This is a genomic window from Ruegeria sp. P10, from assembly GCF_056534925.1.
On the sequence record NZ_JBQERJ010000001.1, the window covers coordinates 385,272 to 405,010 of the forward strand.

General features: G+C 58.6%; 18 protein-coding genes and 3 tRNA genes. 9 read left to right on the top strand and 12 right to left on the bottom strand.

Annotated features, from left to right (window positions below):
* The first annotated feature begins 52 nt into the window (after positions 1-52).
* Entirely contained in the window at positions 53-712 is a 660-nt protein-coding gene (locus ACR0FB_RS01920; protein ID WP_480490271.1) for a DUF1638 domain-containing protein, read from the top strand.
* Positions 713-714: 2 nt separating this feature from the next.
* On the opposite strand, the gene ACR0FB_RS01925 is transcribed toward ACR0FB_RS01920, so the two are convergent.
* A complete protein-coding gene (locus ACR0FB_RS01925; RefSeq protein WP_117868838.1) occupies positions 715-1,125 on the bottom strand; it encodes a SufE family protein in 411 nt (136 codons plus the stop codon).
* A 139-nt stretch (positions 1,126-1,264) separates the two neighbouring features.
* Between ACR0FB_RS01925 and ACR0FB_RS01930 the strand changes: the two genes are divergently transcribed.
* Positions 1,265-1,795: a hypothetical protein gene (locus ACR0FB_RS01930; RefSeq protein ID WP_209832992.1), complete on the top strand. Its 531-nt coding sequence runs from the start codon at positions 1,265-1,267 to the stop codon at positions 1,793-1,795.
* A 6-nt stretch (positions 1,796-1,801) separates the two neighbouring features.
* Here the strand turns inward: ACR0FB_RS01930 and rnd are convergent, their stop codons facing one another.
* The 3 genes from rnd to purM all read right to left on the bottom strand — a co-directional run bounded on the left by rnd (position 1,802) and on the right by purM (position 4,713).
* Positions 1,802-2,959, bottom strand: a complete 1,158-nt coding sequence (rnd, locus tag ACR0FB_RS01935; protein WP_171632192.1) for a ribonuclease D — start codon at positions 2,957-2,959, stop codon at positions 1,802-1,804.
* 114 nt (positions 2,960-3,073) lie between these two features.
* Complete coding sequence (gene purN / locus ACR0FB_RS01940) at positions 3,074-3,670, bottom strand: phosphoribosylglycinamide formyltransferase (RefSeq protein WP_171632189.1); 597 nt, start codon at positions 3,668-3,670, stop codon at positions 3,074-3,076.
* Entirely contained in the window at positions 3,667-4,713 is a 1,047-nt protein-coding gene (gene purM, locus ACR0FB_RS01945; protein ID WP_209832986.1) for a phosphoribosylformylglycinamidine cyclo-ligase, read from the bottom strand. Before purM ends, purN begins: the two co-directional genes overlap by 4 nt.
* Positions 4,714-4,819: 106 nt before the next feature.
* On the opposite strand from purM, the gene ACR0FB_RS01950 reads away from it, so the two are divergent.
* A tRNA-Ile gene (locus tag ACR0FB_RS01950) sits at positions 4,820-4,896 on the top strand.
* Between the two features lie 53 nt (positions 4,897-4,949).
* On the opposite strand, the gene ACR0FB_RS01955 is transcribed toward ACR0FB_RS01950, so the two are convergent.
* Entirely contained in the window at positions 4,950-5,507 is a 558-nt protein-coding gene (locus tag ACR0FB_RS01955) for a hypothetical protein (RefSeq protein ID WP_171115717.1), read from the bottom strand.
* Positions 5,508-5,605: 98 nt separating this feature from the next.
* Positions 5,606-6,925 carry an ATP-binding protein gene (locus tag ACR0FB_RS01960; RefSeq protein ID WP_480619482.1) on the bottom strand — a complete coding sequence of 440 codons (1,320 nt, stop codon included), beginning with the start codon at positions 6,923-6,925 and terminating at the stop codon, positions 5,606-5,608.
* A gap of 44 nt (positions 6,926-6,969) precedes the next feature.
* On the opposite strand from ACR0FB_RS01960, the gene ACR0FB_RS01965 reads away from it, so the two are divergent.
* The 3 genes from ACR0FB_RS01965 (at position 6,970) to ACR0FB_RS01975 (ending at position 8,237) form a co-directional block, all read left to right on the top strand.
* Entirely contained in the window at positions 6,970-7,884 is a 915-nt protein-coding gene (locus tag ACR0FB_RS01965) for an MBL fold metallo-hydrolase (RefSeq protein ID WP_480619484.1), read from the top strand.
* A gap of 76 nt (positions 7,885-7,960) precedes the next feature.
* Positions 7,961-8,035 (top strand) — tRNA-Asn (locus tag ACR0FB_RS01970).
* A gap of 127 nt (positions 8,036-8,162) precedes the next feature.
* Positions 8,163-8,237 (top strand) — tRNA-Asn (locus tag ACR0FB_RS01975).
* Between the two features lie 21 nt (positions 8,238-8,258).
* Here ACR0FB_RS01975 and ACR0FB_RS01980 read toward each other — a convergent pair.
* The 4 genes from ACR0FB_RS01980 to zwf form a co-directional block, all read right to left on the bottom strand.
* Positions 8,259-9,878: a long-chain-fatty-acid--CoA ligase gene (locus ACR0FB_RS01980; protein WP_480619486.1), complete on the bottom strand. Its 1,620-nt coding sequence runs from the start codon at positions 9,876-9,878 to the stop codon at positions 8,259-8,261.
* A gap of 180 nt (positions 9,879-10,058) precedes the next feature.
* Positions 10,059-11,669, bottom strand: a complete 1,611-nt coding sequence (gene pgi / locus ACR0FB_RS01985) for a glucose-6-phosphate isomerase (RefSeq protein ID WP_480619488.1) — start codon at positions 11,667-11,669, stop codon at positions 10,059-10,061.
* 4 nt (positions 11,670-11,673) lie between these two features.
* Complete coding sequence (gene pgl / locus ACR0FB_RS01990; RefSeq protein WP_209832976.1) at positions 11,674-12,345, bottom strand: 6-phosphogluconolactonase; 672 nt, start codon at positions 12,343-12,345, stop codon at positions 11,674-11,676.
* Complete coding sequence (gene zwf, locus ACR0FB_RS01995) at positions 12,342-13,796, bottom strand: glucose-6-phosphate dehydrogenase (RefSeq protein WP_480619490.1); 1,455 nt, start codon at positions 13,794-13,796, stop codon at positions 12,342-12,344. Before zwf ends, pgl begins: the two co-directional genes overlap by 4 nt.
* Before the next feature lie 163 nt (positions 13,797-13,959).
* Here zwf and ACR0FB_RS02000 point away from each other — a divergent pair, with 163 nt between their 5' ends.
* Complete coding sequence (locus tag ACR0FB_RS02000) at positions 13,960-14,913, top strand: radical SAM protein (protein ID WP_480619492.1); 954 nt, start codon at positions 13,960-13,962, stop codon at positions 14,911-14,913.
* Here the strand turns inward: ACR0FB_RS02000 and ACR0FB_RS02005 are convergent, their stop codons facing one another.
* Together ACR0FB_RS02005 and ACR0FB_RS02010 are read right to left on the bottom strand one after the other, a co-directional pair.
* Positions 14,914-15,576 carry a lipid-binding SYLF domain-containing protein gene (locus ACR0FB_RS02005; protein WP_171723187.1) on the bottom strand — a complete coding sequence of 221 codons (663 nt, stop codon included), beginning with the start codon at positions 15,574-15,576 and terminating at the stop codon, positions 14,914-14,916. It lies immediately after the preceding gene.
* Between the two features lie 99 nt (positions 15,577-15,675).
* Positions 15,676-15,945 carry an usg protein gene (locus tag ACR0FB_RS02010; RefSeq protein WP_152458119.1) on the bottom strand — a complete coding sequence of 90 codons (270 nt, stop codon included), beginning with the start codon at positions 15,943-15,945 and terminating at the stop codon, positions 15,676-15,678.
* 193 nt (positions 15,946-16,138) lie between these two features.
* Here ACR0FB_RS02010 and gyrA point away from each other — a divergent pair, with 193 nt between their 5' ends.
* Positions 16,139-18,865: a DNA gyrase subunit A gene (gene gyrA / locus ACR0FB_RS02015; RefSeq protein WP_171632161.1), complete on the top strand. Its 2,727-nt coding sequence runs from the start codon at positions 16,139-16,141 to the stop codon at positions 18,863-18,865.
* A gap of 131 nt (positions 18,866-18,996) precedes the next feature.
* Entirely contained in the window at positions 18,997-19,659 is a 663-nt protein-coding gene (gene trhA, locus ACR0FB_RS02020; RefSeq protein ID WP_171632157.1) for a PAQR family membrane homeostasis protein TrhA, read from the top strand.
* Positions 19,660-19,739: the final 80 nt, after the last annotated feature.

The window sequence follows — 19,739 nt, forward strand, 5'->3', positions numbered from 1 at the left end:
CCCAACGGCCTCAATCATCCTCCTATGCAGCAGCCCCGGAGGATGCCAAGCGATGTCAAACGAATCCCTGCCAGATGATGCAGCCCTGACCACGAAGGGCTATGAGGATACGGGCAAGGGAAGCATCCTGTTGATTGCCTGCGGCGCTCTTGCGCGCGAAATACTGGACATCAAAACACGGAATGGCTGGGATCACATGGCTTTGACCTGCCTGCCTGCGATCCTGCACGTTCACCCAGAACGGATCACCCAGGCTGTGGAAGACGCCGTGGCCAAGCATCAGCGCAATTATGACAAGATCTACATCGTTTACGCCGATTGCGGCACCGGGGGCCTGCTTCAGGCCGCCTGCGAAAAGCTTGGGGTCGAAATGGTGAAGGGGCCCCATTGCTATTCCTTCTTCGAAGGAAATCAGGCTTTTCAGGACCGCGGAGAAGACGAAACAACCGCGTTCTATCTGACAGATTTCCTGGCCCGGCAATTCGACGCCTTTGTCTGGAAACCACTGGGCCTGGACCGCCACCCGGAACTGCGTGACATGTATTTCGGCAATTACACCAAACTTGTCTATCAGGCCCAGATCGACAGCCCAGAGCTGACGGAACGCGCGCGCGAATGCGCAGACCGGATGGGGCTTGAATTCGAACGCCGGTTCACCGGTTACGGCGATCTGGAAAACACGCTGTCGGACTGGGCAAACCGCCCAAGATGAGATCAGGCGTTTTCCTGTGCGACCTGCCGGATGCGTTCGATCATCGACCGCAGGCCGTTCGAGCGCTGAGCGGACAGGTGGTCGTTCAGCCCAAGGCGTGCCAGTTCAGCCCCCGCATCGACTTTGGGAACTTCGGCCACGGGCAAACCGTTGTACAAGGACCGAAGAACAGCGATCAGGCCGCGCACGATCAGTGCATCGCTGTCACCATCGAACTTGAAGACGCCGGATTCAATCATCGGATGCAGCCAGACCTGGCTGGCGCATCCATGGACTTTTGTCGCCGGAACCTTGAATGCGTCGTCCAACGGCTCCATCGCCTTGCCCTGCTCGATGACATGGCGATACCGGTCTTCCCAATCCTCGAGAAACTCGAAATCCTCGACAATCTCTTCAAAGGCGGGCGTGGCCATGATGCGGTGGTCCTTTGTTTGCATTCACAATTGTGACCTAAGCCGGTGACCCGCCACTGTCCAGCCCCCGCGGTGGCTTTTCAACGCGAAGAAATTGCGCTAACCCATTGCCTGAACTCGTGTGAAAGTCTGTGGGTCCATGCAAAAATCTCTGTCCGTTCTCATCATCGCCACGCTGACCCTGACTGCATGCAGCAGCTGGCGTGACTCTCGGGTGAACCCGTCAAACTGGTTCGGATCCAGCAGATCTGTCGAAGCCGAAACACCGCCCGACCCAAATGCCGCCGACGCATTGGTTCCGAAGCAAGGCGGAGGAACCGGCCTGTTTTCCCGCCCCGATGCTGAAGACACCAGCATTCCAATTGGTCAGATCGACGAATTGCGCATTGACCCGACCCCCTCTGGCGCGATCATCTATGCGTCTGGCACGGCTGTCCGGCAGGGGGCATTCAACGCGCGTCTGGTTCCTGTTGAAAAGGAAGAAAACCAGAAGAACGGAACTTTGGAATTTGTGTTCCGTGTGAACTACCCTAGCTATGAGACGCCGCAAGGGTCGGAACGTACTCGGATGGTATCGGACGCCATCAATATCTCGAAACAGGAACTGGAAGGTATTCGGCTGGTCCGCGTGGTCGGACAACAGAACGCACTGGAATCACGGCGCCGGTAAGCGCCGTTACAGGGACACGACCTTGACCGACTGCCCTTTGGCCGCCAGGGCAATCTTTCCCTCGCACAGCTTGAGAGCATCCTCGCCAAAGACTTCGAACCGCCATCCCGACAAGGCTGGAACATCCCGCTCGCCGGCTGCAATCTGATCCAGGTCCGAGCTTGTGGCGATCAATTTCGCCGCCACACCTGAACTTTCGGTTTTGGACTTCAGCAGAACCCTTAGCAGGTCAGCCAGCGCCGGATTGACCTTGAGCTTGTCGCGCGAAGTGTCGACCTTGGGCAATTTGTCGGGCGGGCAATTCACGCCGCGCTTGACCGCTGCCAGAATACCTTCGGCGACCGCCCCTTTGCGGGCTTCGCGCAGCAACAGGCGGGATCCGCCCAAATCCGAATGTGTTTTGGGTTTGGTCGATGCCAGCTCGATCAGCGCGTCGTCTTTGAATACGCGGTTCCGGGGCACGTTGTTTTCCTGCGCATAGGATTCGCGAAACTGCGCCAATTCACGAACCACAGCCAGAAACTTGGCCGAGTTCGTGCGCGTTTTCACCCGCTTCCATGCGTCTTCGGGGCGGATGTCATATGTGGCAGGCTGTGTCAGCGTCCGCAATTCTTCGGCAACCCAGTGGCTGCGCTGCGTCTTTTCAAGTTCTGCGGCCAGACGCTCGTAGATCCCGCGCAAATGGGTCACATCCGCAAGAGCATAGTTTTTCTGAGCATCGGTCAGCGGGCGCCGGGACCAGTCGGTGAACCGAGAGGTCTTGTCGACGCCCTGCTTGCAGATTTTCCGAACCAGAGTTTCATAGCCAACCTGTTCGCCAAAGCCACACACCATCGCTGCGACCTGTGTGTCGAACAGCGGTTTGGGGAACACACCGGCTTCGACCCAGAAGATCTCAAGATCCTGGCGGGCGGCATGGAACACCTTGACCACGCTTTCATTCCGGAAAAGATCGTAAAGCGGGTCAAGCGACAAGCCATCGCCAAGCGGATCGACCAGAACCGCGCTGTCTTCATCCTCGGACGGGACAGCCAATTGCACCAGACACAGCTTGGAGTAGTACGTCCGCTCACGCAGAAATTCGGTGTCGACCGTGATATAGGGATAGCCTTCGGCGGCCTTGCAGAAATCGGCCAGCTCTTGCGTCGTCGTCAGGGTTTTCATGCGCCGTATTAGTATCGCTCTTGTTTTTGTGCCTGCCCGTTTTTGTCCTCGTCCCGAGCGTCGTCGACGACCATAGGCCGATTATTACACGGGTGTAAATCACCCACAGAGCCTTCACGGCAACAGGACGGGCGACCTGTTGCCTTCTGCAAAGCGCCGCAGCACTTCGGGGTAGAGTTTATGCTCCCACACCAGCACCCGCGCAGCCAGCGATTCCGGTGTATCATCGGCTTTGATCGGGACCCGTGCCTGACCCAGAATCGGGCCATCATCCAGTGCCGCCGTCACCTCATGCACCGAGCAGCCGTGTTCGGAATCTCTGGCTTGAATCGCGCGGGCATGGGTGTGTAACCCTTTGTATTTTGGCAATAATGAAGGGTGGATATTCAGCATCCGGCCTTGAAACCGAGACACGAAATCCGCTGTCAGAACCCGCATAAAGCCGGCCAGACAGACAATGTCGGGGTGCGCCTCTTGCAGGGGCTTCAAAAGCTCGGCTTCAAAGGCGCTGCGGTCCCCCTTGAAAGGGCGATGATCAACCACTGCGGTCGGAATGCCACGGTCCGCAGCTTTTTTCAGCCCGCCTGCCTGCGCATCATTGGACAACACCAAACAGGGCCGCGCCGGATGATCTTTGGTCATGCTGTCAACAAGCGACACCATGTTCGACCCGCCCCCGGAGATCAGGATCGCGACGCGCTTCTGGCTCACAGCAGTTTGCCCGAATAGGCAACGCCGGGCGTTTCCGTGACGGCACCGATCCGAGCGACGGTTTCACCGGCATCGGCCAGCAGGGCTGACAGCTCATCCGCCTTGTCTGCGGCGCACACGACAATAAGGCCGATGCCGCAATTGAAAGTCTTGAGCATTTCCGCCTCAACGATACTGCCGGTCTTCGCCATCCAGCCGAAGACAGGGGGCAGTTGCCAGCTACCCAGATCGATCCGGGCCCCAAGCCCTTGGGGCAGCACGCGCGGAAGATTTTCGGTCAACCCGCCGCCGGTGATATGCGCCAGCGCATGCACACCACCTGCGCGAACCGCAGCCAAAGCCGGTTTTACGTAAAGGCGTGTGGGCGTCAGAAGTGCCTCACCCAGATTGCCCTCTCCAAAGGGCGACGGCGAATCCCAGCCCAGACCGGACAGTTCGACCAGCTTGCGCACAAGCGAATAACCGTTGGAATGCACCCCGTTCGAGGCCAGACCCAAAAGGACGTCACCGGCTTGAACGCCCGCAGGTAGATCTGCGCCGCGTTCCATCGCACCGACCGCAAACCCGGCCAGATCAAAATCGCCATCGGGATACATTCCCGGCATCTCGGCGGTTTCACCACCGATCAGGGCACAGCCAGACTGCGCACATCCTTCGGCAATCCCTTCGATGATCCGCGCCGCCGTATCGGTATCCAGCCTGCCGGTCGCGAAATAATCGAGGAAGAACAGCGGCTCGGCCCCCTGACAGATCAGGTCATTCACGCACATGGCCACCAGATCGACGCCGACCCCGTCCACGACGCCGGTATCAATCGCAATCCGCAGCTTGGTGCCCACGCCATCCGTCGCACCGACCAGAATCGGGTCCTGGTACCCGGCAGCCTTCAGATCGAATAGCGCGCCAAATCCACCCAGGCCGCTCATCACACCGGGGCGGTTGGTCCGCTTGGCGGCGGGTTTGATCCGATCGACCAGGGCGTTGCCCGCGTCGATATCCACACCTGCATCGGCATAGGTGATTCCGTTTTTACCCGCTGTCATGTCCGGTCCCTCAAGAAAGCTTTGCGGGCGGGTTAGTCGATTGTGGCGTTTGTTGCAACGGTCAGGCTTGACGCGGCCGTTCACCGTGATACCCAAGCGCCTAGGCGGGCCTGTAGCTCAATTGGTTAGAGCAGAGCGCTCATAACGCTTTGGTTGGGGGTTCGAGTCCCTCCGGGCCTACCATTTCGCCGAGACATCCAGGTGGGTTGTTGCCGTCTGGACGTTGATGCGCTGGCTCATCCGTCCGAATCTTCGAACCCAAAATAGGCGTCGAGCTCCTCTTGGGTTACTTGCCATTCATAGGAATAGCCGTCGCGCCCACCAAAGCTGTAATCCTCGTGACTGCCGGACAGGCTCGGATCTTGATGCACCGCCTCCAAATAGGTCTCGAATTCATCAGGATCGACCCAGAACGACGCATCCATGATCATCATGTAATAATCATAGGCGAGAGGCTCGTCGAACTTGCCGAAGTCATTCTGCAAATAGTCCAGCATTTCAGCGCAAAATATCGCCATATTGGCACGCACCTGAACCGGAAGTGGTGCAAGATCCTCGTCGCCATCCACCACGTCCTGCTGCGACGCATGCCACAACTCGGATGCCAACGATTCGATCAGGTCGGACCGCAACCATTTCAGACATGTATCGCCTGCCCCGATAAAACCGGTCAAACGTTCCACCCGCCTTTCATCGGTTTCGTCATACCACTGCCAAAGAGGCAGCAAGGCCGCAAGTGTCGCGCACCCGACAAACCCCTTTTCGGCCAATTTCACGAATCCTGCGATAACCATCCTATGCGCCCCCAAAAAAGCAAAAAACTATGGGGACAGGATGCCATGGCCAGACAAATTAACAAAATTGAACCCCAAGCGCAGACATAACAGGGGGTCTATCGCCCGATTATTATGTCCGCGCAGAGCCCTCCGAGACGTTCGCTTTTCGACAAGCGCAAAGCTCCACCATGCGCGCGCGCGACATCCGCCACAATCGCAAGACCAAGGCCAACGCCACTGCCCTGATTCTGATTGCGAGCCGGGTCGAGCCGCGTGAAAGGCTTTACCGCCTCTGTACGTTGGTCCGCAGGTATACCGGGGCCGTCATCCTCAACACGGATGCGCATCGATTTCGCGTTCAGAAACAGGCTGAGCTCGGCCCGGCTGCCATAGCGCATGGCATTTCCAATCAGGTTTTCCACCGCCCGGCGTACAGCCAAGGGGCGTATCATGACCGTCCCCTGCCCCTCGACCGCGATCAGCTCTGCCTGATGACCAGCCCGTTTTGCATCATCCACGATCTGGCGGAGAAATTCATCCGGTTGGACCTCTTCCGCCGATCCCTCGGCAGCCCCACGCGAAAAGTCCAGAAACGCATCCAGCAAGGACTGCATTTCCGTGACATCCTTTTGCAACGGTGCGGCCTCTTCTTCCGGCAACATCGACAGTCCAAGCTTCAGGCGCGTCAACGGGGTGCGCAGATCGTGGCTGACACCCGACAGCATCAACGTCCGTTGCTCGATCTGGCGTTCGATACGGGACCGCATATCCAGAAACGCATTTCCCGCCGCACGAACCTCGATGGCTCCACCGGGTGAATACGGAACGATTCGTCCCCGCCCGAAGGCCTGCGCTGCATCAGCGAGGCGCGTAATGGGACGCAATTGATTCCGCATGTAAAGAAACGAGATCGTCGTCATGATGACCGCAAAGAACACCATGGTGACGATCAATTGATGCGGGGCCGCGGGCGACAACCTGCGCCGATCGAACGTCAATTGCAGCACTCCCAGATGCGTATTCAGATAAACCCGCGCCTCTTTGCTGCTGGGTAACGCCACGGCGGCAAGATTGGGCAACCTGGCATACAGTTCGGATTCGACCTGCGGGGCGATGAAATCGTACCATCGCCGCGCGCCAATCTCAGGCTGTTCGTTGACGCCCAGAAACCTGGCCTTCATCTCAAGGGCCTGCAAATCGGGACGAATCGACGCCAGCGCCTGTTGTTGCGTTTCCGCGTCCTCGATCATTGTCGAAATCAGCATCACCTCGCGGGATGCCGCGCGTGTCATCTGGCCGGTGACATCCTCAAGATGCTTTTGAAGGAACGCGATTCCCACGACCAGCAACAGCACGATCACAGGTAAAACCAGGATCAGCGCTGCCCGGGCGTAAAGACTGCGAGGCATATAAGGTTTGAGCCAGTGCGAAGACATGCGCTAAACCTAACGGGCTGACCGGACAAGAGAAAGAGCACAGAATGCAGGCACCAGATGATTTCGATCCGCCCGTCGGCCAGCCAGAGGAACTGCATCCGGGTTTGCGGCGTATTCTGGCCCCGAATCCCTCTCCGATGACCTATCGTGGCACCAACACGTATCTGCTGGGTGAACGCGACATTGCCGTCATCGATCCAGGCCCCGCAAGCGAGGCACATCTGGGCGCAATTCTGGATTCCTTGGCGCCGGGTCAAAGGATCAGCCATATCATTGTCACACATACGCATGTGGACCATTCACCCCTGGCGGCTCCGCTGGCGGCGCGCACAGGGGCGACGATTTATGCTTATGGCGGGCCCGAGGCGGGGCGCAGCGCCGTCATGACCGATCTTGCCGCGCAGGGGCTGACCGGCGGCGGCGAAGGCATCGACACCGCGTTTCGCCCTGATGTCGAAGTGGCGGATAGTGAGACCATCAATGGCGACGGGTGGCAGCTTGAGGTCATTCACACACCGGGCCATCTGGGCAATCACATTGCTCTGGCCTGGCAGAACATCTGTTTTACGGCGGATCATGTCATGGGGTGGGCCAGCTCGTTGGTGTCCCCTCCGGATGGTGATCTGACCGACTTCATGGCTGCCTGCCATCGGCTGCGCGCGCGCGACTGGTCGGTTTTCCACGCCGGCCATGGCGCACCGATTACCAGCCCTGCCCAACGTTTGGACTGGCTGATTGCACATCGCCAGACCCGCGAGGCGCAGATTCTGAGCGCATTGGAAAAAGAAGACGGGACAGCGCGGGATCTGGCTGGGCGCATCTATACGGATACGCCAGCGGCATTGCTGCCCGCAGCCGAGCGCAACGTTTTCGCTCATCTCGTTGATCTGACTGGAAAAAACAGAGTGACGCCCATTGGCCCACTTTCAGTTTCATCTGTTTTTCGGCGGCTTCGCTAGAACAGTAAAATTTTTTGAAGGTTCTCGTACTTAACCACTGGACGTCCGGAATCGGGGTTGCTATATGCGCCTCAGTTCCGGCGTAGCTCAGCGGTAGAGCAGTTGACTGTTAATCAATTGGTCGTAGGTTCGATCCCTACCGCCGGAGCCAAAATCCCCCTTCGTTCAGACCTGCATTGGCGTCAGAAAACACATCGATTTATGCCGGTTTTTTTCGTCGAAAAACACACGCACCCTCTGGACGTCTGGAAACCGGATTGCTATACGGCGCGAACCGTTCCGGCGTAGCTCAGCGGTAGAGCAGTTGACTGTTAATCAATTGGTCGTAGGTTCGATCCCTACCGCCGGAGCCAATTCCCCAAAACGCAGCAGACCTACCCTGTCAGGGCGTCGCCGAACTCGGCCCGAAGCTTGCGTTTCAATACCTTTCCGGTCGCGCTCAGCGGCAATGCGTCGACAAAGACAACCTTGTCCGGGATCTGCCACTTGGCGATTTTGCCTTCGAAAAAGGCAAGCAAATCCTCTTCGCCGGGATTTTCACCATCGGCTTTGACAGCAACCAGCAAGGGGCGTTCATCCCATTTCGGATGCGGAACACCGACCACGGCGGCCGTCGCAAGCTGGGGGTGGGCCACGGCGATGTTCTCAAGCTCGACCGAACTGATCCATTCCCCACCGGATTTGATGATGTCCTTGGATCTGTCGCGAATGGTCATGTAGCCATCCGGGTCCAAAGTGGCCACATCTCCGGTGGCGAACCAGCCATCCTGCAACAGATCCTGATCCTGCAACTGGAAGTAGCTGTCCAGAACCCAGTGACCCCGCACCATCAAATCGCCCTGGGTTTCGCCGTCATGCGGCAGATCATTCCCATCTTCGTCCACGATTTTCAACTCAACCCCAAAGGGTGGTCTTCCCTGGCTCAGGCGGATCTTGTGCTGGTCTTCCGGTGGCAGCTTCAGGTGTTTGGCCAATGGATAATTCGTCGTGCCCAGCGGGCTCATCTCGCTCATGCCCCAGGCGTGGACCGTGTCAACGCCATAGGTTTCGCGGAAGGTTTCGATCATCGACGGAGGGCACGCGGCGCCGCCGATAACCGTACGTTCAAGGCTTTTGAGTTCGGTTCCGCATGCTGCGGCATGGGCCAACAAGCCCTGCCAGATGGTCGGCACACCCATGGCCAAAGTCACGCCATAGGTGTCGATCAGATTGACCAGTGCCTCGCCGTGCAAATCCGGCCCGGGCAACACAAGCCGCGATCCCGACATGGCGCAGGCGTAGGGCGATCCCCAGGCGTTGACGTGGAACATCGGCACAACCGGCATAACAACATCCATCGCTGAATACCCGATCACATCCCGTGTGTTCGATGCAAAGCTGTGCAGCAGTGTTGACCGATGAGAATACAACACGCCCTTTGGATTGCCCGTGGTTCCCGACGTATAGCACAGACCGCAGGCCGTCTTTTCATCCAGGTCGGGCCATTGGAAACCTGCATCCCCGGTCTCCAGCAACTCGTCATAGAACTTCAGATCAGGAACCTGAGCCGCAGCCTCTTCATTGCGAGGCCCCATCACAACAAAATGCTGAACCTCGGACAAAGCGTCATGCAGCGCGGCGACCAGCGGAATGAACGTCGCATCAAAGAACAGAACCCTGTCCTGAGCATGGTTGATGATAAAGGTCAGCTGCTCGGGGAACAGGCGGGGATTGACCGTGTGACAGACATAGCCCGCGCCCGACGTGGCAAAATAGATCTCAAGATGCCGCCGATTGTTCCAGGCCAGTGTCCCGATCCTGTCCTGCGGTTCCAGCCCCAGATTCGTCAAGGCCGACGCCATCCGTCGGGCATTCACCGCAATCTCGGACCAGTTGGTTTCAGTGACCGTTCCATCCGTTTCAACCGAAACAATCTCGGTCTGGCCGTGATAGCGGTCTGCGTGATCGATCAGCGACGAAACCAGCAAGGGCTGCGTCATCATCTGTCCTAGCATGGACATCCTCCCGTCCTTGGCGAGACCTTGGATGGCCTCTGCCTTGTCCATCTGGCATTGACGGCTTGGGGCGTGACCCGATGCGTCAATACAGTCGTTTCCTACGGAGGAACCCTGCCAATCATTTAATTGTCTGACAATAAAAGAATGCAGCCCAACACGGTCGTGGGCGGCATTTTTTCACTCTTGGTTTCGGTGTTTCAGCGCGTAGGCGACCAATGCGGCGGTTGATCCGTCTTTACCGTCAGCACTGGCAACACCATCCACGACAGGTCCGAGCGAGTTGGCAAGTTCTTTGCCCAATTCCACACCCCACTGATCAAAGGAATTGATGCCCAGCAGAACACCTTCAACGAACACACGATGCTCGTACAGCGCGATAATCTGCCCCAGAACGAACGGTGTAAGCTTCGGATGGATCAGCGTCGTGGAAGGGCGGTTGCCCGGGAACACGCGGTGTCGCGCCTGCCGGTCAAGTTCGTCGCCATCAAGGCCTTTTTCCGCCATGCGTTCACGGGCTTCATCCAAAGACCGGCCACGCATCAAAGCCTCTGACTGGGCCAGACAGTTGGCCAAAAGCAGGCGGTGATGGTGGGTCAACTCGGGTTCGTGCCCTTCGGCGGCGACCATGAATTCGCAGGGAATGACATCCGTCCCCTGATGGATCAGCTGATAGAACGCATGCTGGCCGTTGGTGCCCGGCTCTCCCCAGACCACCGGCCCGGAAGGGGCAGCCACCGCAGATCCGTCCATCGCGACAGATTTGCCATTCGATTCCATTTCCAACTGCTGGAGATAGGCCGGCAGGCGCAGCAGCCGCTGATCATAGGGCAGCACAGCGCGGCTGGTGCAACCCAGAACCTGACGGTGCCAGATGCCGACCAGCGCCAGCATCACAGGCATGTTTTCCACCCAATCCGCCGAGCGGAAATGCAGATCCATCGCCTGCCCGCCTCGCAGAAACGCATCAAATGCATTTGAACCGACGGCAATCATGACCGGCAATCCGACCGGCCCCCAGACCGAATAACGCCCACCCACCCAATCAGCGAAACCAAATACATGCGCCTCGGGGATGCCGAAAGCCTGCGTCTTGTCCAGCGCGCTGGATACGGCGGCGAACTGGCGGGACGGATCACCTCCGCCCTCGGACATCCAGGCGCGGGCCGTGCGCGCATTGGTCATCGTTTCGATCGTGGTGAATGTCTTGGACGCGACAATCACAAGCGTCCGTGCAGGATCCAATGGGCGCAACGTATCCGCGATGTGGGCCCCATCCACGTTCGAGACATAATGCAGGCGCGGCCCGTCATGATACGGAGCCAGCGCATGAGTGGCCATGACCGGGCCAAGATCCGACCCACCGATGCCGATATTGACCACATCGGTAAAGCTGCCCCCTGCCCCGGCAATCGCACCACCGCGGACTTCTTCGGCAAAGACCCGCATTCGTTGCAGCGTGTCCAGAACCCCGGGCATGACGTCCTGACCATCCACTTCGACCGGGCCACCGTCCAGATTGCGCAACGCCGTGTGCAGCACCGCGCGCCCTTCGGTTTCGTTGATCTTCTTCCCGGTAAACATGGCGTCGCGCCGCGTCGCAAGCCCGGCATCTTCACACAATTGCAGCAGCGCAGCGCGCACGTCTTCATCAATCTGCGTTTTTGAATAATCGAACAGCAAATCCCCGGTCGAGGCTGAAAACGCCGCGGCCCGGGTTGCATCCTTTGCAAACAGGTCGACGATACGGCGGTCAGCCGCTGCAAGCGCCTTTAAAGCATCCAACTGCATTGCCTCACTCCGCCCAATGAACCGTCATGCCGCTGAGGACCGCGGCGATCGGTGCCTCTTCCGGTGGCATCGACATGGCCTTGTCCAATACGTCTCGTTTTGCCTGCCCGTAGATGATCAGATGTTTCGACAAAGCCCCGTCCAGCACAGGGGCCGTCAAAGAAATCCGGGGCTCTGGCTGCACATCGGTCCGGGCGACGATCAAGGTCGGCGCCTGGCTGTCGAGGGCCTTGTCCAGCCCATCCATTCCGGGGAACAACGAAGCCGTGTGCATGTCTTCCCCCATCCCAAGGACAAGAACCGACAAAGGCAGCACCGGCGCGATCAGCGATTCAACTTCCGGCAAAGCCGATTCAGGCTCTGCGCCCGGAACATAAAGTGGGATATACTGTGCCACGGATGCCCGGTTGGTCAGCAGTCTTTCCCGGATCAGGCGTTCGTTCGAACGTTCGTGATCAGCCGGCACGCAGCGTTCGTCCGTAGGCAGAACCCGCACACGGTCCCACTCGAGATCGGCAGCACACAGGCTGTCAAAAACCGGCCCCGGTGTCGTCCCGCCGGGGACGGCCAATGCAACCGTGTCATTGTGCAACAAAGCGGTCTCAAGCTCACCCGCCAACGCGTTTGCCACATCGATGGCCAGCATTTCTCGGTCGGCATATTCTTGAATGTTCATGGCTTTATTCCCTGCCAGCGGCGACCATCCCGTTTCATCAGCAGCTCGGCGTCGCCCGGCCCTGTGCTGCCACTGTCATAAGGTTTGGGCACGTCCCCGCGCGCCAGCCATCCGGCGATGATCGGATCGGTCCAGGCCCATGCGGCCTCGACCTCGTCCCCACGCATGAACAGCGTTTGGTTGCCCCGTATCACGTCCATGACGAGGCGCTCGTAAGCATCTGGCGGGTCTTGATTCTCGGGCCCCAGCGCTTCGGCGAAACTCATGTCCAATGGCACGTCGATCAGCCGCATCCCGCCTGGCCCCGGTTCCTTGATCGTCACTTTCAGCGTGATCCCCTCGTTGGGTTGCAACCGGATCGATAGCGCATTGGCGTGACGCCCGGCCTCTTCCCCGAAAATCGAATGCGGCGCGTCCTTGAACATCACATTGATAATCGACGAACGCGCCACCAGCCGTTTGCCCGTACGCAGATAAAACGGCGTGCCTGCCCATCGCCAATTGCTGACATGCGCCTTCAGCGCCACATAGCTTTCAGTGGTCGAGCGTGGGTTGCCGACACATTCGCGGTATCCCGCCCCGTCCGGCCCTGCCGAAAACTGGCCGCGCACGATGTGATGCGGCTCCACCGGATCAAGCGCCCGGATCACCTTGAGCTTTTCATCTCGCACCGCGTCCGGATCGAACTTTGCCGGGGGTTCCATCGCAATCAGGCACAGCAGCTGCATCAGGTGATTTTGCACCATGTCCCGCATCGCGCCGGCGCGTTCATAGTATTCTTCGCGCCCATCGATACCGACGGTTTCGGCAACGGTGATCTGGATATGGTCGACATACTGGCTGTTCCACAGCGGTTCGAACAGCATATTGCCAAACCGTACGGCCATCAGGTTCTGGACGGTTTCCTTGCCCAGGTAATGATCGATTCGGTAGATCTGGCTTTCATCAAAATGCGCAGCCAGTGTGGCATTCAGCTCTCGCGCGCTGCCCAGATCATGCCCGAACGGTTTTTCCACCACGATGCGCGTATCTTCGGTCGCCAGATCATAGGCCCGGACCCGCTCGGCCAAAGGGCCGAACAGGCTTGGGCCGACCGAGAAATAGAACGCGCGCACGCGGTTAGGCAACAGTTTTTCACCCAGCAGGTCCCATCCTTCGGCTGATACTGCATCCAGCGGGACATAATCGACCCGCTGTAGAAAACGGGACACTCTCTGGGACTCCGAAGCGCGGACCGCAGCATGCCGGTGCAGCGATTCTGCGACCATCTGCCGGAAATCTTCTGCGGAATGGCCCGCACGCGCTGCTGCGATAATCCTGGCATCCTCATACCATTGCCCGGCGCAAAACCGACGGTAAAGCGCGGGCAGAATCTTGCGCTGCGCCAGATCGCCGGTGCCGCCGAAAATGATCAGATCAAAGGGATCAACAGGTATGACGCGTGAAACCATGAATTGTCCTTACCCCGCCCCTTCCGGCATGTCCAATGTTAGCGCAACCATACGGCAATAAATCACTCTGTTCAAAACTCTGTCAGAACCGCTGCGTCACCCTTACCAAATCCGTGACAAAGGGCTAGATCGGATTGATGACCTTTAAGAACCGGATGCGGGAATGAAAGACAACGCCCCACAGCTCGCCAATATCGGCAAGTTTCAAAACAAATCGGTGACAGCTGACGGCCAGACCCGCGCAAAGGTTTCCCTGACACGGCCCGAGACCCTTTGGTTCAATACGGGCACTTTGTGCAATATCGAATGCGTGAACTGCTATATCGCCAGCAGCCCGACCAATGACGCTTTGGTTTACATCACCGCTGACGAGGTCCGGAACTACCTTGATCAGATCGAAGCTCGTAACTGGCCCGTGCACGAGATCGGGTTCACGGGCGGTGAGCCGTTCATGAACCCGGACATGATCGACATGACACGCGCCGCGCTGGAACGAGGGTACAAGGTTCTGATTCTGACCAACGCAATGGCGCCGATGATGCGCCGCAAAATGCGCGACGGGTTGCTGGGATTGCAAAAGGAATTCAACCACATGTTGACTCTGCGCGTTTCGGTCGATCACTTCCGCCCGGCCCTGCATGACGAAGAACGCGGTGACGGCAGTTTCGACAAAACCCTGGCCGGTATGGAATGGTTGCGCGACCACGGTTTCAACATGGCCATCGCCGGGCGTACGGTCTGGGGGGAGTCAGACGCGGAAAGCCGTGCGGGCTATGCCAGGTTCTTTGCCAGGCACGGATTTGACATTGACCCGCAGAACCCGGCTCAGACCGTTCTGTTTCCCGAAATGGACGAAACTGTCGAGGTTCCAGAAATCACCACCGCATGCTGGGGAATTCTTGACAAATCCCCCAACGACGTCATGTGCGCCAGCGCCCGTATGGTGGTCAAGCGCAAAGGGGCCGAAAAACCTGCTGTCCTGGCCTGCACCCTGCTGCCCTATGAGCCCGAGTTCGAGATGGGCCATACCCTGGCCCAGGCCGAGGCGGACGTGCATCTGAACCACCCTCATTGCGCCAAATTCTGCGTTTTGGGCGGGGCCAGCTGTTCTGGCTGATCAATTCAGCTCGGGCGATTTCCAGAACTTGGTGCCGGACGCGCCGGCCGATACGCGCCAGCCCTTTTTGTTGAGAACAAAAAACGAGCGTCCATCAGTGAAACGCAGGGTTTCGCCCGTTTTATCCTCGCCATACATGGCCCCCGTTTCTGCGGTCGCGTCATAGCCCTGGTTTATAAACTTATCCAGATCAGCAGGGGTTTCGAACAGGATTACGAATTTGGTCTCGAAACCACCGATGCCGATGGCGCCGCCAACGCCGCCCGTTCCCATGTTCATATATGTGTGTTGCCCGGTGTCTTTCGACACCGCCACGCCCCGGCCATAGCCCGCCGACACAGGGAATACCGTAACCTTACGGGAGTCGAACACCGCATACCCGGCACTGACGTCATAAAGTGGCCGCGCATCGGGGTTTTCCGCCAGAAGCTGATCCAAAATCTCACCTGCCATCGCGTCAAGCTTTGCGCGCGTTTCTTCAGGTGTTGCCTCGTTGGACAGCAGCTCCGAAGTGGACGTGATCGTATCGTCAACCGCTTCGGCACCTTTGTCGATCGTCTTCCCGACGCTCTCGGCACCTTTCTTGATCTTGTCCAGAACACCCTCGGCAAAAACGGGGCTGCTCATGCAAAGCGCTGCAACAAAGAGAACGGCTCTGATCATTGTTTTTTCCTGTGACGCCATTAGATTGGCAGTCACCATACGCGACTTGCCTCAAATGAGAACAGGAATTCCGACGCACACGCGGACCTGGCCGATCACTCAGTTCACGCGAAACTCACCAACCATGTTGCGCCACTCGCCCGGTGCGATCATCTTGCGGTGCGTGAATTTCACGGAATGCAGCGGCCCTTCTATTTCTCGTTGCCAAAACTCGATGAATTCGAAGAGTTTCGGATGATCCGGCGCAAGGTCATATTCCTGCCAGATGAAGGTATTCAGGACGTGGACGTAATCGGGCATGTGATAGAAAAATTCGGCCGTTGTCAGGCCATAGCCCTTGAGCATCAATTCGGTTTCACTTGTCTTCATGCAGACCTCCGGTTTGTTGCACGGTATTCTCAGGCTAGCACGAAAACCCCCTAATACTTAGATAACAATATGTTACTTGGGTGTTACCGAGGATTCGAACCTTGGGGAGCGCTGCTTGCTTGCACCTTATGTGCCGGGTCTGATAAGGTGCATCCACAAGATATAGACCCAGCACAAAATACGGGCAGTTTACGTGAGCGATACGCCAGAAATCCCCGAAAACATGGATGAAACCCCGCCCGAGCGCCCTGTCTATGACGGCCCGACGGTCTCGATCGAATCCGAGATGCGCACGTCCTATCTGGACTATGCGATGTCGGTCATCGTCAGCCGCGCGATCCCCGATCTGCGCGACGGTTTGAAACCGGTGCATCGGCGCATCCTCTATGCGATGCACGAGACCGGAAATACCCATGACAAGGCCTATCGCAAATCGGCCCGTCCGGTGGGTGACGTGATGGGTAAGTATCACCCCCACGGTGACAGCGCGATCTATGATGCGCTGGTGCGGATGGCGCAGGATTTCTCGATGTCGCTGCCGCTGCTGGATGGTCAAGGCAACTTCGGCTCGATGGACGGCGACAATCCGGCGGCCATGCGTTACACCGAAGTGCGGATGGACAAGCCCGCCGCAGCCCTGCTGGCGGATATCGAGAAAGAGACGGTCGATTTCCAGGACAACTACGACGGCAAGGACAAGGAACCGACTGTCCTTCCCGCCCGTTTCCCCAACATGCTGGTCAACGGCGCCGGCGGTATCGCCGTGGGCATGGCCACCAACATCCCGCCGCACAACCTGGGCGAAGTGGTTAACGCGACGCTGGCCCTGATCGACGACCCGGACCTGACGTCCGAGCAACTGATCGAATACGTTCCCGGCCCCGATTTCCCGACCGGCGGCGTGATGCTGGGCCGATCCGGCGCGCGCAAGGCCTATCTGGAAGGCCGCGGCAGCGTAATCATCCGCGCCAAGACCCGCGTTGAAGAGCTGCGCAAGGATCGCTATGCCATCATCGTGGATGAGATCCCCTATCAGGTGAACAAGGCTTCGATGATCGAGAAGATCGCCGAAGCCGTGCGCGAAAAGCGCATCGAAGGCGTCAGCCATGTTCAGGACGAATCCGACCGCAACGGCGTACGGGTGGTGGTCGAGCTGAAACGCGACGCAACGCCCGAGGTGGTGCTGAACCAGCTGTACCGGTTCACGCCTATGCAAACCTCGTTCGGCTGCAACATGCTGGCGCTGAACGGCGGCCGCCCCGAGCAGCTGACTCTGCGCCGTTTCCTGACCAGCTTCATCGATTTCCGCGAAGATGTCGTTGCCCGCCGCACCGCCTTTGACCTGCGCAAGGCGCGGGAACGCAGCCATATCCTGTGCGGTCTGGCCGTGGCGGTATCGAACGTTGACGAGGTCGTGGCCACGATCCGGTCTTCGGCCGACGCGGCCGAGGCACGCGAAAAGCTGATGACCCGGCGCTGGCCGGCCGCCGACATCGCGGACTATCTGCGCCTGATCGACGATCCGCTGTCCAAGATGAACGACGACGGGACCTATAACCTGACCGAGGTTCAGGCCCGCGCCATCCTTGACCTGCGCCTGCAACGCCTGACGCAACTGGGCGTCAAAGAGGTCACGGACGAGCTGGAAGACCTGGCCGCAAAGATCAAGGAATACCTGGATATCCTGTCCTCGCGCGAACGCATAATGGGCATCATCGCTGATGAACTGCGCAGCGTCCGCGAACAATTCGCGGTACCGCGCCGCACCGAGATCGTCGACTGGTCGGGCGACATGGAAGACGAGGACCTGATCGAGCGCGAAGACATGGTCGTGACCGTGACTTCGGGCGGCTATATCAAGCGCACGCCGCTGGCCGATTTCCGCGCGCAAAAGCGGGGTGGCAAGGGGCTGTCGGGCATGCAGACCAAGGAAGAGGACGTGGTCACCACCCTCTTCGTGGCCAATACGCACACCCAGCTTCTGTTCTTCACCACCGACGGGATGGTCTACAAGCTCAAGACCTGGCGCCTGCCCCAGTCGGGGCGCACCGGCAAGGGTAAGGCGATCGTCAACATCCTGCCGATTCCCACTGGCGTTTCCATTGCGGCGATCATGCCGGTCGATGTGCCGGATGAAGAATGGGAAAACCTTCAGATCGTCTTCGCCACCAGCGCCGGAGACGTGCGTCGCAACGCGCTGAGCGACTTCACTAACGTCAAGCGCAACGGCAAGATCGCGATGGACCTGCCCGAGGGCGTGGAACTGGTCAACGCGCGCATCTGCTCGGACGATGACGATGTGATGCTGGTCACCAATTCCGGCCGGGCGATCCGTTTCTCCACAACAGACGTGCGGGTGTTCAAGGGGCGCAAATCGACCGGCGTGCGGGGCATCCGACTGAACGCGGGCGACCGCGTGGTCTCGATGTCGGTGATCCGTCATTTCGAGGCCACCCCCGACGAGCGCGCCGCCTATCTGAAAATGCGCCGCCTGATGGCCGGCGTGACCGACGACACCGACGCCGACGAGGATGGCGGCAATGCCGACAGCATCCTGCCGCAGGAACGCTATGCCGAGATGTCGGCGGCCGAGAACCTGATCCTGACCATCACGGCCAAGGGGTCCGGCAAGCTCAGCTCGTCGCATGACTATCCGGTGCGCGGCCGTGGTGGCATGGGCGTGATGGCGATGGACAAGGCGATGCGGGGCGGCCCGCTGGTGGCCTCGTTCCCGGTCGAAATCGACGATCAGATCATGCTGGCCACCTCTAAGGGACAGTCGATCCGGGTTCCGGTCGACGGCATCTCTTTCCGCTCGCGCAGCGCCGGCGGGGTCAAAGTGTTCAACACCGGCAAGGGCGAAGAGGTCGTCAGCGTCGCCCGGATCGCCGATCAGGGTGATGAGGAAACCGAAGAATAATCCTCACGCTTAATTACGGATATGAAACAAAACGCTCGCTCTGCGGGCGTTTTGTCATTCTGGATCACGATATCGATAGCTCTCGGGATGATCCGCTTGCCCGAAGCCATTCTGACGCCTAGCTTTTTCATATGTGGTCATTTGCACATATCCGACCAGCTTACAGCCGCACAGAACGTATCAGCGACGGGGTGGTCCATGTGCTCGGTGTCTCGAGTGCGTTGATTGCGGTTCCCCTGCTGATCACGATGACCATCAATTACCGGTATGATCAATCTGCGGTACTGGGTGCCTCGATTTACGGGGTGACGTTGATACTCATGCTGACGTTTTCTGCGTTGTACAACATGATCGAAAGCAAGGAATGGCGCGGGTTTCTGCAACGGCTCGATCATTCCGGCATCTACGTCAAGATCGCGGGGACGTATACGCCGTTTTTACTGTTGTCCGGTGCTCAGTCCCCCGGGCTGTTGCTCGGGTTGTGGTCCTCGGCAACGCTTGGGTCAGTTCTCAAGATGTTAGACCCAAACCGGTTCCGCTGGTTCGGGCTTGCGTTATACCTATTGATGGGTTGGGCGGTGGTCTGGGCCGGGCAATCCATGTTGGCAGACCTGTCCCCCACAATCGTCACGCTGATGATTGCCGGAGGGCTCGTGTACACGGCCGGGGTCGCCTTCTACCTGCTGGACTGGCTGCCGTTCCACAATACGATCTGGCACGTATTTGTGTTGGTCGGCAGCGTTTTGTTCTTTGCAGCCGTCGCGGCCCGAATCGAACTGGTTCAGGTCGTTTAGGATAACCTGTTCGTGTTTGTCAGGGAAAAAGCTTGCGCAAAACGAGAGTTGGCGTCGCCCAATAAAGGGTTCCGCGTGAA

What these genes read in the sequence shown, in the direction of transcription:
- ACR0FB_RS02000 (WP_480619492.1), top strand. Translation starts at nt 13,960, where the DNA reads ATGAAAGACAACGCCCCACAGCTCGCCAATATCGGCAAGTTTCAAAAC.
- ACR0FB_RS02010 (WP_152458119.1), bottom strand. Translation starts at nt 15,945, where the DNA reads ATGAAGACAAGTGAAACCGAATTGATGCTCAAGGGCTATGGCCTGACA.
- pgi (WP_480619488.1), bottom strand. Translation starts at nt 11,669, where the DNA reads ATGCAGTTGGATGCTTTAAAGGCGCTTGCAGCGGCTGACCGCCGTATC.
- ACR0FB_RS02005 (WP_171723187.1), bottom strand. Translation starts at nt 15,576, where the DNA reads ATGATCAGAGCCGTTCTCTTTGTTGCAGCGCTTTGCATGAGCAGCCCC.
- rnd (WP_171632192.1), bottom strand. Translation starts at nt 2,959, where the DNA reads ATGAAAACCCTGACGACGACGCAAGAGCTGGCCGATTTCTGCAAGGCC.
- purM (WP_209832986.1), bottom strand. Translation starts at nt 4,713, where the DNA reads ATGACAGCGGGTAAAAACGGAATCACCTATGCCGATGCAGGTGTGGAT.
- pgl (WP_209832976.1), bottom strand. Translation starts at nt 12,345, where the DNA reads ATGAACATTCAAGAATATGCCGACCGAGAAATGCTGGCCATCGATGTG.
- ACR0FB_RS01965 (WP_480619484.1), top strand. Translation starts at nt 6,970, where the DNA reads ATGCAGGCACCAGATGATTTCGATCCGCCCGTCGGCCAGCCAGAGGAA.
- trhA (WP_171632157.1), top strand. Translation starts at nt 18,997, where the DNA reads ATGTGGTCATTTGCACATATCCGACCAGCTTACAGCCGCACAGAACGT.
- ACR0FB_RS01980 (WP_480619486.1), bottom strand. Translation starts at nt 9,878, where the DNA reads ATGCTAGGACAGATGATGACGCAGCCCTTGCTGGTTTCGTCGCTGATC.
- ACR0FB_RS01960 (WP_480619482.1), bottom strand. Translation starts at nt 6,925, where the DNA reads ATGTCTTCGCACTGGCTCAAACCTTATATGCCTCGCAGTCTTTACGCC.
- ACR0FB_RS01925 (WP_117868838.1), bottom strand. Translation starts at nt 1,125, where the DNA reads ATGGCCACGCCCGCCTTTGAAGAGATTGTCGAGGATTTCGAGTTTCTC.
- ACR0FB_RS01920 (WP_480490271.1), top strand. Translation starts at nt 53, where the DNA reads ATGTCAAACGAATCCCTGCCAGATGATGCAGCCCTGACCACGAAGGGC.
- ACR0FB_RS01930 (WP_209832992.1), top strand. Translation starts at nt 1,265, where the DNA reads ATGCAAAAATCTCTGTCCGTTCTCATCATCGCCACGCTGACCCTGACT.
- zwf (WP_480619490.1), bottom strand. Translation starts at nt 13,796, where the DNA reads ATGGTTTCACGCGTCATACCTGTTGATCCCTTTGATCTGATCATTTTC.
- ACR0FB_RS01955 (WP_171115717.1), bottom strand. Translation starts at nt 5,507, where the DNA reads ATGGTTATCGCAGGATTCGTGAAATTGGCCGAAAAGGGGTTTGTCGGG.